We start from the raw sequence: 13,687 nt of genomic DNA, 5'->3' as shown, positions 1-13,687 counted from the left end.
TTACATGTCACTTCGATTTGTGATTGGTAGAGCTGGAAGTGGAAAAAGTGCACTTTGTTTACGTGAAGTGCAAGAAGAGTTAAAACAGCGTCCACGAGGGAAAACAATATTATATCTTGTGCCAGAACAGATGACATTCCAAACGCAGCAGGCGTTAATTGGGAGCGAGGATGTAAGAGGTTCTATTCGGGCACAAGTTTTTAGTTTTTCGCGATTAGCGTGGAAGGTGCTACAAGAAGTGGGCGGAGCAAGTCGTCTTCATATTGATGAAGCTGGTGTGCATATGTTACTTCGTAAAATTGTAGAATCCCGTAAAGATGGACTATCTGTGTTTCAAAAAGCAGCAGAGCAAAACGGTTTCTTTGAACACCTTGGTAGTATGATTGCGGAGTTTAAACGTTATAATGTGACGCCGTCTAACGTATATGAAATGTGGCAACAATTAGATGCGCACAGCAGTAGTGCAGAGCAAAAGTTGCTCGCGAATAAAGTGTATGATTTACAGTTATTATATGATGACTTTGAACGTGCTTTAATTGGAAGATATTTAGATTCAGAAGACTACTTACAATTATTGGTTGAGAAGCTTCCAGACTCTGAGTATGTAAAAGACGCGGAAATTTATATAGATGGATTCCATTCATTTTCTCCTCAAGAGCTAGAAATTGTTAGAGGATTAATGAGATTAGGAACTAGAGTAACAATAACATTAACGCTGGATGAAAAAACGCTAGCACAGCCAGTGAATGAACTGGATTTATTTTATGAAACGACGTTAACGTATGAAAAAATAAAACAAGTAGCGCGTGAAGAGAAAATGGAAATTGAAAAAACGGTTCCACTTATGGAACAGCAGCGTTTTCATTCGCCAGCATTAGCGCATTTAGAAACTCATTATGAAGCGCGTCCAAATGAAAAGTTTCACGGAGAGGCGAGTGTAACGATTAGTACAGCGGCTAATTTACGAGCTGAAGTAGAAGGCGTTGCTCGTGAAATTCGAAGACTTGTGGCGGATGAAGATTATCGTTACCGAGATATCGCAGTACTTCTTCGTAACGGAGAAAGTTATTACGATGTAATGCGAACTTTATTTATGGATTATAATATCCCGCATTTCATTGATGAAAAACGCCCGATGTCACATCATCCGCTAGTAGAATGCATTCGTTCTGCTTTAGAGATCATTAGCGGGAATTGGCGCTATGATGCGGTGTTTCGCTGCATAAAAACAGAGCTTTTATATCCATTAGACGTAAGAAAAGAAGCGATGCGTGAAGAGATGGATGAATTTGAAAACTACTGTTTAGCGTACGGTATACAAGGAAAGAGATGGACTTCTGAAGATCCGTGGATGTATCGACGTTATCGTTCACTTGATGATGCAAGCGGAATGATAACAGATAGTGAGCGTGAAATGGAAGAGAAAATTAATCGCCTTCGTGACATTGTAAGAACGCCAGTTATTCGTATGCAAAAAAGACTGAAGCGTGCTGGAACAGTTATGCAAATGTGCGAAGCAGTATACTTATTTTTAGAGGAGCTTGACGTTCCGAAAAAGTTAGAAGAGTTACGTATTCGTGCAGAAGAAAGCGGAGATTTCTTATTTGCGACAGACCACGAGCAAGTGTGGGAAGAGGTGATGAGTCTTCTTGATACGTTCGTTGAGATGCTTGGCGAGGAGAAGATGTCCCTTTCTATGTTTACTGATGTCATGACGACAGGTCTTGAGGCGCTTCAATTCGCGAACATTCCACCGTCACTAGACCAAGTGTTAATTGCTAATATTGATCGTTCTAGATTATCAAATGTTAAAGCGACATTCGTTATTGGCGTAAATGAAGGAGTGATTCCAGCAGCACCTATGGATGAAGGTATGCTTTCTGATGAAGAAAGAGATGTTCTTACCGCTGCGGGTATCGAATTAGCACCAACAACGAGACAAACATTATTAGAAGAACAGTTCGTTATGTACCAAATGGTGACGAGAGCATCTGAGAAATTATATATATCTTGTCCGCTTGCGGATGAAGAAGGCAAGACGTTACTTGCTTCTAGCTTTATTAAGAAAATAAAAAGAATATTCCCTGATGTGAAAGAAGCGTTTATAACAAATGATGTAAATGACTTATCACGTTCGGAACAAATCTCATACGTAGCCACGCCAGAAGTAACGTTGTCTTACGTAATGCAGCAACTGCAAACGTGGAAGCGCTACGGATTTGAAGGCAATTTAGATTTTTGGTGGGACGTATATAACTTCTACGTTACTTCAGATGATTGGAAGCAAAAAAGTAGCCGTGTGTTATCAAGCTTATTCTATCGAAATCGTGCACAGAAATTGAGTACAGATGTAAGTAGAGATTTATATGGAGATACAATTAAGGGAAGCGTCTCTCGTATGGAGCTATTTAATCGTTGTGCGTACGCTCATTTCGCACAGCACGGTTTATCGCTAAGAGAGCGTGATATTTTCAAACTTGATGCACCAGATATTGGTGAACTATTCCATGCGGCGCTGAAGAGAATTGCAGACAAGCTATTACGTGAAAATCGTACTTGGGCGGATTTATCAATAAAAGAGTGCGAGCACCTTTCTGCTTTAGTAATAGAAGAAATTGCACCGTTATTACAAAGACAAATTTTATTAAGTTCGAATCGTCATTTTTATTTAAAACAAAAACTACAACAAATCATTTTCCGTACGTCACTTATTCTTCGTGAACATGCGAAGTCGAGTGGATTTGTACCAGTTGATTTAGAAGTTCCATTCGGTATGGGTGGTACTGGATCACTTCCACCAATGGAATTCGCATTGCCAAATGGTGTGAAGATGGAAGTAGTTGGCCGTATTGACCGTGTTGATAAGGCGGAAGATGAGAGTGGTACGTTCCTTCGTATTATTGACTATAAATCAAGTTCAAAGGCGTTAGACTTAACAGAAGTGTATTACGGATTAGCACTTCAAATGTTAACGTATTTGGATGTTGTTACTTCAAATGCACATACGTGGATGAAAAAGAGTGGTACTGCATCACCTGCGGGCGTATTGTATTTCCATATTCATAACCCGATCGTTGAGATGAAAGGCGATGCATCTGAAGAAGAAATTGAAAAAGAAATTTTAAAGAAATTTAAAATGAAAGGACTTGTACTAGGAGATGCTGACGTTGTTCGTTTAATGGATAATAAACTTTCAACAGGAAGCTCTGATATTATTTCTGCTGGTCTGAAAAAAGACGGTAGTTTTAGTGCGCGTTCTAGCATTGCAAGTGAGCAAGAGTTTAATGTACTTCAAAAATATGTACACCATACGTTTGAAAATATCGGTAAGGACATTACAGAAGGTGTTATTGATATTGCTCCGTACAAAATGGGGAATAAAGCGGCATGTACGTTCTGTAACTTCAAGTCTGTTTGTCAATTTGATGAATCACTTGAAGATAATCAATTCCGTACGTTAAAAGATATGAAAGATAGCGAAGCGATGGAGAAAATAAGAGAGGAGGTCGGCGAAGAATGATAGAGAATTGGCCTAAAAAACCAGAGGGTAGTCAATGGACAGATGACCAGTGGAAAGCGGTTGTAGCGAATGGACGTGATATTTTAGTTGCAGCAGCAGCTGGATCAGGGAAAACAGCGGTATTAGTTGAACGTATTATTAAAAAGATTATTAACGAAGAAAATCCGGTAGATGTCGACCGCCTGCTCGTTGTAACGTTTACGAATGCAGCGGCGCAAGAAATGAAAAACCGAGTTGGGGAAGCGTTAGAAAAAGTATTGATTGATGAGCCAAGCTCACAGCACATAAGAAAACAGCTTAGCTTATTAAATAAAGCTTCCATTTCGACAATTCACTCCTTTTGTTTACAAGTCATTAGAGGATATTATTACATGCTTGATGTCGATCCTCGTTTTCGTATTGCGAATCAAACAGAAAATGAGTTATTAAAAGAAGAAGTGCTAGATGACATATTAGAAGAAGAGTATGGAATCGAAGATAATCATATTTTCTTTGAACTCGTTGATCGTTATACGAGCGACCGTAGTGACGATGACTTACAACGAATGATTTTAGCACTTCATACAGAATCAAGAGCGCATCCAAACCCAGAGAAGTGGCTTGATAAATTAGTAGAAGCATACGACGTTGAAGGAAAGACGATTGAAGATTTAGTGTATGCTTCTTACTTATTAGAAGATGTGAAATTCCAGCTTGAAACGGCGGAAGAGCATATTCGTAAAGCAACTGAACTAGCAATGCTTCCTGACGGTCCAGCACCTCGTACTGAAACTTTACAAGCAGATTTAGCTTTACTTGGAACGTTATCAGGCGCAGCTCGCGAGTCGTGGACAAGCGTTTATGAAGCGATGCAAAATGTATCGTGGCAAACATTAAAGCGTATTAAGAAAAGTGATTATAATGAAGATGTTGTAAAACAAGTAGATTCTCTTCGTAATAAAGCGAAAGATGAAGTGAAGAAATTACAAGAAGAACTATTTAGCCGCAGACCAGAAAGTTTCTTACGAGATTTTCAAGATATGCATCCTGTATTAGAAAAGCTTGTTCAGCTCGTAAAAGTATTTACAGGTCGTTTCCAAGCGATAAAACGAGATAAAGGAATGGTCGATTTCACGGATTTAGAGCATTTCTGTTTACAAATTTTAAGTGAGCAAAATGAAGATGGTGAAATGCGTCCATCAGCAGTAGCACTTCAATATCGTAATAAATTTGCTGAAGTATTAGTCGATGAATATCAAGATACGAACTTTGTGCAAGAATCGATTATTAAATTCGTAACGAAAGATTCTGAGAGTGAAGGAAACTTATTTATGGTTGGTGACGTAAAACAGTCAATCTATCGTTTCCGACTAGCAGAGCCAGGCCTATTCCTAGGGAAATATAAACGTTTTACATCAGAAGGATTAGACGGCGGAATGAAGATTGATTTAGCGAAAAACTTCCGTAGTCGTCATGAAGTGTTAGCTGGTACGAACTTTATCTTCAAACAAATTATGGGCGAAGAAGTTGGGGAAATCGATTACGACGCTGATGCTGAATTAAAGCTAGGTGCTAGCTATCCAGAAGGTGAGGATGTAGCGGCTGAACTATTATGCATCCAGCAAACTGAAGAAGAAGTAATAGATGGAGAAGAAGGTGCAGAAGTAGAAAAAGCGCAGCTTGAAGCTCGTCTTATTGCGCAGCGTATTAAAGCGATGGTCGATTCAGGTTATGAAGTGTATGATCGTAAAAATAATAGTATGCGCCCAGTACAATACCGTGATTTCGTTATTTTACTTCGCTCAATGCCATGGGCCCCGCAAATCATGGAAGAGTTAAAGTTACAAGGAATTCCGGTATATGCTGACCTTGCGACTGGTTACTTTGAAGCGACAGAAGTAAATATTATGATGAACGTATTCCGCGTTATTGATAATCCGATGCAAGATATTCCGCTTGCAGCTGTACTTCGTTCGCCAATTGTTGGACTAAATGATGAAGAACTTGCGACGCTTCGTGCTCATGGAAAGAAAGGCTCGTTTTATGAAGTGATGAGTTCATTCTTAAAAGGAGCACCACTTGAAGAAGAGAAAGAACTACATGATAAATTAGAATGGTTCTATAATTTACTGCAAGGATGGCGTGAATTTGCACGCCAACAATCTCTTTCCGATTTAATTTGGAAAGTGTACGGTGAGACAGGTTATTATGATTTCGTTGGAGGTTTACCAGCTGGAAAGCAAAGACAAGCGAACTTACGTGTACTATATGACCGCGCAAGACAATATGAAGCAACATCGTTTAGAGGATTATTCCGTTTCTTACGTTTTATAGAGCGTATTTTAGAACGCGGTGATGATATGGGAACGGCGAGAGCTCTCGGTGAACAAGAAGATGTTGTACGAATTATGACGATTCATAAAAGTAAAGGGCTAGAGTTCCCAGTCGTATTTGTAGCTGGACTCGGTCGTCGTTTTAATACACAAGACTTAATGAAGCGCTTCTTACTTCATAAAGATTTCGGTTTCGGTTCACAATTTATCGATCCTCGTAAACGAATTAAATATACGACATTATCGCAACTTGCAATTAAGCGTAAAATGAAAATGGAATTAATTGCGGAAGAAATGCGCGTACTATACGTAGCTTTAACCCGTGCGAAAGAGAAGCTAATTTTAATTGGAACGGTTAAAGATGCCAATAAAGAAATGGAAAAATGGCTTGATGCACGGGAACATGGAGAATGGTTATTACCAGACCACATACGTGCTGGAGCGTCATGTTATTTAGATTGGATTGCACCTTCATTATATAGACATCGTGATAGTGAAATGCTTCTTGAATTAGGACAAGGAAGCATTCCGGGTGAAATTTATGAATATGACACTAGCTGGAAAGTGGAAGTTGTTGACGGCAAAACATTACTCGCACCAGAACCAGTTCAAGAAGAGAAACAAGAATTGTTAGAAGCACTTCGTGAGAAAAAAGCTGTTCCGTTAGAAAGTGAACGGAAAGAAGAAGTGTACGACAGATTAATGTGGGAGTACGGATACGAGGAAGCAACATCTCACCGTGCGAAACAATCTGTAACAGAAATAAAGCGAAATTATCAATCTGAAGAAGGCAGCGATAACGCCTTTATTAAAAAACTTCGTGCCCCAATTAAAACACGTCCACGCTTTATGGAGAAAAAAGGATTAACGTATGCCGAGCGAGGAACAGCAGTCCATGCCGTTATGCAACACGTAGATTTGAAGAAACCGATTACGATTGAAGTTCTTCAGGAACAAATTGCAGGAATGGTAAATAAAGAATTATTAACATTCGAACAAGCTGAAGAAATAGCAATCGAAAAAGTGATTTCATTCTTTGAGAGCAATCTTGGTAAAAGGGTATTAGCAGCAAAAAGTGTTGAACGTGAAGTACCATTTACGATGATGCTTTCAGCAGAAGAGGCGTATCAAGATTGGCAAGGTAAGAGCGAAGAAACAATACTCGTCCAAGGGGTTATCGACTGCATGATTGAAGAAGAAGAGGGAATTACTTTAATCGACTTTAAAACAGATACGATTGCAGGAAAGTTCCCAGGCGGATTTGATCAAGCGAAACCAATCTTAGAAGACCGATACAAAGTGCAGCTTTCACTATATGCAAAAGCGTTAGAAAAAAGCTTGAAACATCCTGTGAAAGAAAAGTGTTTATACTTCTTTGATGGGAATCATCTTGTAAATATTGATGAATAGAGTTTGGAAAGGGGTTATGGAGTATGGCAACGTTAAGAACTTGTGATCAAGGACACGAGTACTATAAAAGTAGCGATTGTCCAACTTGCCCGACTTGTGAGAAAGAGAGGAAGCCGAAAGAAGGCTTTCTCTCTCTTCTTTCAGCACCAGCAAGGCGAGCGTTAGAGCACCATGGGATAACGACTGTAGAAGAACTTTCAAAGTATAGTGAAAAAGAAATTTTGAAACTGCACGGTATGGGACCTGCGTCTTTGCCGAAGCTTAGAGATGTTTTGGAGGAGAGCGGATTATCATTTAAATAAAAGGTGATGTGATGAATAGTTTTAAAAGAAAAGACATGAATGTAGAACCTATTCATGAAAAATTAAATGTATTGCGTAATGAAATAAAAGAGATGGATGGTATAATCGATCTCGATTGGTGCGGTAAATTATTGTATCCGTATTATGAACATTTTAATGATAATAAATTGAGATATCGATCAGGTTCATTGGTAGCATTTTGGGGACTTCTCAGGGAGTGGGAAGATGAAAGTGGATTTCCATTTTATACAGGTACTCAGGATTATGATTGTCATCACTTTGATATGTACTTAACAGAGTTTTTAAAATATGCAGCTAAGGTTAAGAGGCAATTTCCGAATACTTATCTTGCTATTGTTAAATCACTGATGGACTTGGATGAAAGAGAACGATGGGAAAGTGAATTTCCTAACATACGTAAGGAGCTATTTGATAATGTTAGAGAAGAATTGTTCCATAAGGATGTTCAAAATATAGATTATGATAAGGTATACCAAGAAGGGCGAATGCTTTATTAAAACAAATATCGGTTACTATGTCACGTGAAAAAGAGGTGTCACCTAGTAGGGGACACCTCTTTTATTACGCTGTTGCAATTTGATCTTGGTCTGCAACGTCCGAATCAAATGTATTTGTTGCACTAACGCCGCTAAAAGTATTAACGACAAATCCAACATTGGAAGCCCCAGAACCGTTATAAGCTTTCGTATTTTCTTTCGGAGATACGTTATAAAAATCCCCTAAATTGAAAGAGCCATTACTATTTTGAACGACGAGATTCCCCACAACTGAAGGCATACCATTCACCTACTTCACTAAGCTTTTTAATTACTATATGAATTATTTAGAAGAAGGTTCATCAGTAATGTATTGGCGGATTTGCATAATCCGAGAGTTATTAAAAGCATAATCAACATTTCCAATTTGAAAGCAACCAGAAGTTAAAAGTGTTCGCACTTCAACGTTGTTTACTTCAATAAAAGGACGTTCATTTATAATATTTACTTTTACATCTGTTGTTCGCTTTGGCATAGTAATGTATTCATCTGTGAAAACTTCAAAAGCATCAAAATGACCTTCTCCTTTTAAATAATAAGGAATTTCCCGATGAACCAAAAGCGCCCTGCTTTTTAATTCCATTTGATTTGCATCACCAACTTGAAATACTGCAGCAATCCCCAAAGAAATAATAGAAACATTTTGGACAACTGGAACATGATGTAACATAATTTTGAGTCTCCTCAACCTCGAGTCGCAGGGACAGCTGATATTAATGGTACAAACGGTCCCTCTGTAACGGATTCGAATGGCGTATCAAGAATAGAAGTAAGGATGAGAAGGTTTGCATCTCCAATTAAAAATAATGCGGAAGAAGAAACCCCGTTCATTTTAATTTGCCCTACTTTTAACTCACGGTTTACAACATTTAAATTCATCCATACTCACTCCTTTCGGAAATTGCCCGGTATGTGTTGAATAAAAGATAGGAAGGCTTTGTCAATATCTTGTTTCATCGCTTGAATAATGACTTCGCGCAAATACTCTGGATCTGTTGAAATACCTTCATATGACTGAACTTGTGATAAATAATAAGGGAGTCTATGTTCCATCTGTTTTTTTATGTCATCAATCATCATTTGTCGATACATCTCATCAAGCGGTGTTCGCTCTTCGTGTTCAAAATGGAGAATTCGATTATATGCTTCTTCATCTAAGTAGCGATGCATTTCTTGAAGGATCCCTTGATAAAAGTCTGGATTTGTTTCTGTTTCAGGATTTACTTTCAGCGTTTCTGTATCCACTTCAAAATCTTCAATTTGCTGCCCTTTTTTCGCAAATGGATTCAAGCCAATATTTAAAGTACCATTTAAGTTTTCTACTTTTAATTGATCGAATTTATATTCCACTTTTCCTATAGAAGAGGAGGGGCGACTTTTTAATTCATTAAGCTCTTCTTGTAATAGGCGAACTTGATTTTCAAGATTGAGAATGGTTTCTTGCTGCATTTGGAGAGCTTGCTGAAGTTGGTGTAAATAAGTATATATATCTTGATTCATTTTGTGAAACCTCCTTTTCAATAGGGAGGGTATATTACTACTATATATTTATGATAAGGATGGCCTAAGAAGAACTAGTGAAAGGCTTAAGGGAAATAATTTGTCCTTTTGCATTTAAAGGGCGAAGAGGTGCTGTAAACCCGCCGGTATTTGAGAATTTAGAAAGAGCCTTAATACTACCTGCAGTTCCGATTTGGAAAACAGAAGATGTCGTAATGCTATCGATTTTAATACTATTAATGATGATACTTTGGTTTACATAGAAATTCAATGTAATCGCCTCCTTTAGGTAGAACCGATTATTGCTTGATCGATTACATCTGAATCATTTACAGTCGTTGAACTTTGATAATTGTAGACAGAAATATTATCACCAACATTAAAGGAGCCGGCTCCGGCAAAAGCACGTGAATAACTAATAGGTCTAATCGCAAATACATCTCCAATATGAAAAATACCACTTGATCCAATATTAACGATACGAATATGTCCGACCATAGCTGGCATACAAAACACCTTTCATTTTTAAAATTTTCTTTTCTACTATTGTATGGGCGTTTTCAATAAAATGTGTACTTTTTTGAAATAAAAGAAACACACACGTTATTACGTATGTGTTTCGAGCGTTTGAGTGTACACGTAATCCGTATGTGTATGCCAAATAACATTTAAGAGCCTGTCCAGTTCCTGGCTACAATCCACTGTTTTTTGAGAAGTCATTCCGTAGCGTTCAGCAAAATAGATCATTTTTTCGCGTTTTTTTTCGATTGCTTGCTCAAACATTGAAATCGGCTCCATCTCTCAATAGATTTTAAGTATATATGTAGTACATATTATACAAAAATTCCATAAAAAAGAAACATCTTCGCTAAAAAAAGTATAATTTCTACATTTTATGTCAAATCACGGATGAGGAACGAATATAAGAAGAGAGGAATATTGTAAAAATTAGCGTGTATGAGAAGGTTTTTTTCTTAAGGATGCGAATACAATTAAAGGGTATGAGTTTTAGGATGGAGAGTGGAAATATTGCGTTTTGTAACGGCGAAGAAGGAAGAAAAGGTATTTGTTGGTATTGTGGATGAAGAGGAAGAAAGAGTATTACATTTAAGAGAAGCGCAAAGACAAAAGGGTGAAAAGGTTACCATTCCGATTACAATGTTAGAATGCATTGAAAGAGGAAGCGAATGTCTTGAGAAAGTGTGTGATATTGTAAAGTGGGCGAAGAAAAATGCGGGAGCGGCGTATTATCCGTTAACAGAGGTGAAAATTTTAGCGCCGATTCCAAGGCCGAGAAAGAATATTTTGTGTGTTGGAAAAAACTATCGTGAGCATGCGGTAGAAATGGGTGGAGTAGAGTCTATCCCAGAAAATATAATGATCTTTACGAAAGCGCCAACAACAGTTATTGGAATTGATGAGCAAATTAATGGTCATCCTCATGCAACGAATGAACTAGATTACGAAGGAGAACTAGCGATCATTATTGGTAAGCGAGGAAAACAAATTAAAAAAGAAAAGGCTCTTGACCACGTTTTTGGATATACGGTTATAAATGATGTAACTGCTCGGGATATTCAAAGGAAACATAAACAATTTTTCCTAGGGAAAAGTTTCGATACATTTTGTCCGATGGGACCGTATTTAGTCCATAAATCATTAATTGAAACGCCGAATGCATTACACATTGAAACAGTAGTAAACGGAGAGGTAAGACAAACTTCAAATACGAAAGAAATGATTTTTTCAGTAGAAGAAATTATTTCAACTATAAGTAAAGGCATGACATTAGAGCCAGGCGATGTCATTGCGACGGGGACACCAGCCGGTGTTGGGAAAGGTTTTACGCCACCGAAGTTTTTGCATGCTGGTGATGAAGTTGTTATTACGATAGAAGGAATTGGTACGCTGAGAAATATAGTGAAGTGAAGAAAAGAGCTATCTTGTGAAAAGATAGCTCTTTATTATGGGCGTGGATTATTGGAATAATCTAAAATAGCGAAAATATACAATCCGATTAGTGCTAAAGTACAAATCCCAATTAGCATTACCGCAAGTGCGCTTCTTTCGCGACCAAAACCGATAATTGTAAGAAAAACAGCAGTCCAAAATGGCGCTTTAAGTAGTGTGAATGTATGAGGAGTTGAATAGTGACTGAGTAACGTTGTGGATAATATGAAGCCGATGAATGTAATAGAAATAAAAATTGTAGCTAAATGGTTAATGTGTTTACCATATTTCAACAGCATACAGTTGTCCTCCTCTTGGTAAAAAAACAGAATATTCGATTTTATTTTACTTTAAATTATTGAAAAAGGAAAGAGGCTGTCCTAAAATATAGGACAGCCTCGCTATTATTAAGATAATACAGCTTTAATTTTTTGGAATGCCCACTCTAAATCTTCTTCAGAGATTACTAGAGGTGGTGCGATACGAATTACGTTTTCATGTGTTTCTTTACATAATAGACCAGCTGCTTTTAGTTGTTCACAGTAAGGACGAGCTGGCTCGTTTAATTCGATACCGATGAATAAACCTTTACCGCGAACTTCAGTAATCATTGGGTTATCAATTTCTTTTAATTGCCCAACTAATTTTTCTCCTAATTGAAGAGAACGCTCTGTTAATTTTTCTTCTTCTAATACTTCAAGAGCTGCGATAGAAACAGCACATGCAAGTGGGTTACCACCGAATGTAGAACCGTGAGAACCTGGCTCGAATACGCCTAAAATGTCGCGGTTTGCTGCAACACAAGAGATTGGGAACACACCGCCGCCAAGTGCTTTACCAAGTATGTACATGTCAGGAGTTACATTGTCCCAGTCGCAAGCAAATACTTTACCAGTACGGCCTAAGCCTGTTTGGATTTCATCTGCTACGAATAAAACGTTTTCTTTTTTACATACTTCAAAAGCTTCTTTTAAGAAACCAGCTGGTGGAATGTTAATTCCTGCTTCACCTTGGATTGGCTCTAAAATGAATGCAGCTGTATTTGGTGTAATCGCAGCTTTTAACGCTTCTAAATCACCGTAAGGAATTACAATAATGCCAGGAAGCATTGGACCGAAGCCACGCTTGTACTCTTCGTTTGATGACATAGAAACAGCACCCATCGTACGTCCGTGGAAGTTATCTTCACAAACGATGATTTCTGCACGGTTTGCTTCTACTTTTTTCACATCGTAAGCCCAGCGACGAGCTGTTTTAATTGCAGTTTCAACAGCTTCTGCACCTGTATTCATAGGAAGTACCATATTTTTATTAGTTAGTTTCGCAACTTTTTCGTACCAAGGACCTAATTGATCGCTATGGAAAGCACGAGAAGTTAACGTAACGCGATTTGCTTGATCGATTAAAGCGTTGATAATTTTTGGATGACGATGACCTTGGTTAACTGCAGAATATGCACTTAGTAAGTCCATATAGCGGTTTCCTTCAGGATCTTCTACCCAAACACCTTCTGCTTTAGAAATAACGATTGGAAGTGGATGATAGTTATTTGCTCCGTATGTGTCTGTAAGTTCGATAATATCCTTAGTTTGAATCATGATTGTTCCCCCTTTTGTTATTACAAGAAGTTTGTAAATACTCTAAATATTATAGCATTTAAATATAAAAAAGCGAAACATTTCCTGAAAATAAATGAACATGTTATCATATAGAGTGAAAAAGTGTGAAAAGAGGAGGTAGGGATACGATGATACATATGCATATTACAGCATGGGCGTTAGGGTTAATTTTATTCTTCGTGGCGTATTCACTTTATTCGGCAGGAAGAAAAGGTAAAGGTGTACATATGGGACTTCGTCTTATGTACATTATCATTATTGTGACAGGTTTTATGTTATATATGAGCATTGTGAAGACAGCAACAGGTAGCATGCACATGTGGTATGGCTTAAAAATGGTAGCTGGTATTTTAGTTATCGGTGGAATGGAAATGGTTCTTGTAAAAATGAGCAAAAACAAACCGACAGGGGCGTTTTGGGGCTTATTTATTATCGCACTAGTAGCGGTATTTTATCTTGGACTGAAATTACCATTGGGCTGGCAAGTATTCTAATAAAGAAAATAAAACCACCTTAT

15 protein-coding genes are annotated in these 13,687 nt (G+C 37.8%); 6 read left to right on the top strand and 9 right to left on the bottom strand.

All coding sequences use genetic code 11. The features are described 5' to 3' along the window. Positions 1 to 4 precede the first annotated feature (4 nt). The 4 genes from addB to MR109_RS11945 are packed head-to-tail and all read left to right on the top strand — an operon-like array spanning position 5 to position 8,062. A complete protein-coding gene (gene addB / locus MR109_RS11960) occupies positions 5 to 3,520 on the top strand; it encodes a helicase-exonuclease AddAB subunit AddB (RefSeq protein WP_242272190.1) in 3,516 nt (1,171 codons plus the stop codon). Continuing rightward, on the top strand, positions 3,517 to 7,242 hold the full coding sequence (gene addA / locus MR109_RS11955; protein ID WP_242272188.1) for a helicase-exonuclease AddAB subunit AddA: 3,726 nt from the start codon (positions 3,517 to 3,519) through the stop codon (positions 7,240 to 7,242). The genes addB and addA overlap by 4 nt, the downstream gene beginning before the upstream one ends. A 23-nt stretch (positions 7,243 to 7,265) precedes the next feature. Then, positions 7,266 to 7,544 (top strand): RNA polymerase alpha subunit C-terminal domain-containing protein, encoded by a 279-nt coding sequence (locus tag MR109_RS11950; RefSeq protein ID WP_025150334.1) that lies wholly within the window; start codon positions 7,266 to 7,268, stop codon positions 7,542 to 7,544. A gap of 11 nt (positions 7,545 to 7,555) precedes the next feature. Then, positions 7,556 to 8,062, top strand: coding sequence for a hypothetical protein (locus MR109_RS11945; RefSeq protein WP_242272187.1), 507 nt, complete (start codon positions 7,556 to 7,558; stop codon positions 8,060 to 8,062). Between the two features lie 64 nt (positions 8,063 to 8,126). On the opposite strand, the gene gerPF is transcribed toward MR109_RS11945, so the two are convergent. From gerPF to MR109_RS11910, 7 genes are all read right to left on the bottom strand, one after another. Further along, entirely contained in the window at positions 8,127 to 8,342 is a 216-nt protein-coding gene (gerPF, locus tag MR109_RS11940) for a spore germination protein GerPF (protein WP_002170786.1), read from the bottom strand. Positions 8,343 to 8,384: 42 nt separating this feature from the next. Continuing rightward, positions 8,385 to 8,771, bottom strand: coding sequence for a spore germination protein GerPE (locus MR109_RS11935; protein WP_071717655.1), 387 nt, complete (start codon positions 8,769 to 8,771; stop codon positions 8,385 to 8,387). A gap of 14 nt (positions 8,772 to 8,785) precedes the next feature. Continuing rightward, on the bottom strand, positions 8,786 to 8,980 hold the full coding sequence (locus MR109_RS11930; protein WP_098304579.1) for a spore gernimation protein GerPD: 195 nt from the start codon (positions 8,978 to 8,980) through the stop codon (positions 8,786 to 8,788). Between the two features lie 6 nt (positions 8,981 to 8,986). After that, positions 8,987 to 9,601: a spore germination protein GerPC gene (gene gerPC / locus MR109_RS11925; RefSeq protein WP_048369736.1), complete on the bottom strand. Its 615-nt coding sequence runs from the start codon at positions 9,599 to 9,601 to the stop codon at positions 8,987 to 8,989. A 64-nt stretch (positions 9,602 to 9,665) separates the two neighbouring features. Next, positions 9,666 to 9,872 (bottom strand): spore germination protein GerPB, encoded by a 207-nt coding sequence (gerPB, locus tag MR109_RS11920; protein ID WP_025150339.1) that lies wholly within the window; start codon positions 9,870 to 9,872, stop codon positions 9,666 to 9,668. 14 nt (positions 9,873 to 9,886) lie between these two features. Further along, complete coding sequence (gene gerPA / locus MR109_RS11915) at positions 9,887 to 10,108, bottom strand: spore germination protein GerPA (protein WP_002170791.1); 222 nt, start codon at positions 10,106 to 10,108, stop codon at positions 9,887 to 9,889. 99 nt (positions 10,109 to 10,207) lie between these two features. Then, entirely contained in the window at positions 10,208 to 10,384 is a 177-nt protein-coding gene (locus MR109_RS11910) for an aspartyl-phosphate phosphatase Spo0E family protein (RefSeq protein ID WP_242272186.1), read from the bottom strand. Between the two features lie 246 nt (positions 10,385 to 10,630). Between MR109_RS11910 and MR109_RS11905 the strand changes: the two genes are divergently transcribed. Then, positions 10,631 to 11,530 carry a fumarylacetoacetate hydrolase family protein gene (locus tag MR109_RS11905; protein WP_002170793.1) on the top strand — a complete coding sequence of 300 codons (900 nt, stop codon included), beginning with the start codon at positions 10,631 to 10,633 and terminating at the stop codon, positions 11,528 to 11,530. Positions 11,531 to 11,565: 35 nt separating this feature from the next. Here the strand turns inward: MR109_RS11905 and MR109_RS11900 are convergent, their stop codons facing one another. Both MR109_RS11900 and rocD read right to left on the bottom strand, forming a co-directional pair. Then, positions 11,566 to 11,850 carry a hypothetical protein gene (locus tag MR109_RS11900; RefSeq protein ID WP_242272185.1) on the bottom strand — a complete coding sequence of 95 codons (285 nt, stop codon included), beginning with the start codon at positions 11,848 to 11,850 and terminating at the stop codon, positions 11,566 to 11,568. Between the two features lie 108 nt (positions 11,851 to 11,958). After that, complete coding sequence (rocD, locus tag MR109_RS11895; protein ID WP_071717650.1) at positions 11,959 to 13,149, bottom strand: ornithine aminotransferase; 1,191 nt, start codon at positions 13,147 to 13,149, stop codon at positions 11,959 to 11,961. 149 nt (positions 13,150 to 13,298) lie between these two features. On the opposite strand from rocD, the gene MR109_RS11890 reads away from it, so the two are divergent. Further along, a complete protein-coding gene (locus MR109_RS11890; protein ID WP_178940569.1) occupies positions 13,299 to 13,664 on the top strand; it encodes a YisL family protein in 366 nt (121 codons plus the stop codon). Positions 13,665 to 13,687 lie beyond the last annotated feature (23 nt).

This window comes from Bacillus cereus group sp. BfR-BA-01310, assembly GCF_022664325.1.
GTDB lineage: Bacteria > Bacillota > Bacilli > Bacillales > Bacillaceae_G > Bacillus_A > Bacillus_A paramycoides.
This window is presented reverse-complemented; position numbering and strand designations above follow the sequence as displayed.

What these genes read in the sequence shown, in the direction of transcription:
- MR109_RS11890 (WP_178940569.1), top strand. Translation starts at nt 13,299, where the DNA reads ATGATACATATGCATATTACAGCATGGGCGTTAGGGTTAATTTTATTC.
- MR109_RS11900 (WP_242272185.1), bottom strand. Translation starts at nt 11,850, where the DNA reads ATGCTGTTGAAATATGGTAAACACATTAACCATTTAGCTACAATTTTT.
- gerPC (WP_048369736.1), bottom strand. Translation starts at nt 9,601, where the DNA reads ATGAATCAAGATATATATACTTATTTACACCAACTTCAGCAAGCTCTC.
- gerPA (WP_002170791.1), bottom strand. Translation starts at nt 10,108, where the DNA reads ATGCCAGCTATGGTCGGACATATTCGTATCGTTAATATTGGATCAAGT.
- addA (WP_242272188.1), top strand. Translation starts at nt 3,517, where the DNA reads ATGATAGAGAATTGGCCTAAAAAACCAGAGGGTAGTCAATGGACAGAT.
- MR109_RS11950 (WP_025150334.1), top strand. Translation starts at nt 7,266, where the DNA reads ATGGCAACGTTAAGAACTTGTGATCAAGGACACGAGTACTATAAAAGT.
- gerPF (WP_002170786.1), bottom strand. Translation starts at nt 8,342, where the DNA reads ATGCCTTCAGTTGTGGGGAATCTCGTCGTTCAAAATAGTAATGGCTCT.
- rocD (WP_071717650.1), bottom strand. Translation starts at nt 13,149, where the DNA reads ATGATTCAAACTAAGGATATTATCGAACTTACAGACACATACGGAGCA.
- addB (WP_242272190.1), top strand. Translation starts at nt 5, where the DNA reads ATGTCACTTCGATTTGTGATTGGTAGAGCTGGAAGTGGAAAAAGTGCA.
- MR109_RS11945 (WP_242272187.1), top strand. Translation starts at nt 7,556, where the DNA reads ATGAATAGTTTTAAAAGAAAAGACATGAATGTAGAACCTATTCATGAA.
- MR109_RS11910 (WP_242272186.1), bottom strand. Translation starts at nt 10,384, where the DNA reads ATGTTTGAGCAAGCAATCGAAAAAAAACGCGAAAAAATGATCTATTTT.
- MR109_RS11935 (WP_071717655.1), bottom strand. Translation starts at nt 8,771, where the DNA reads ATGTTACATCATGTTCCAGTTGTCCAAAATGTTTCTATTATTTCTTTG.
- MR109_RS11930 (WP_098304579.1), bottom strand. Translation starts at nt 8,980, where the DNA reads ATGAATTTAAATGTTGTAAACCGTGAGTTAAAAGTAGGGCAAATTAAA.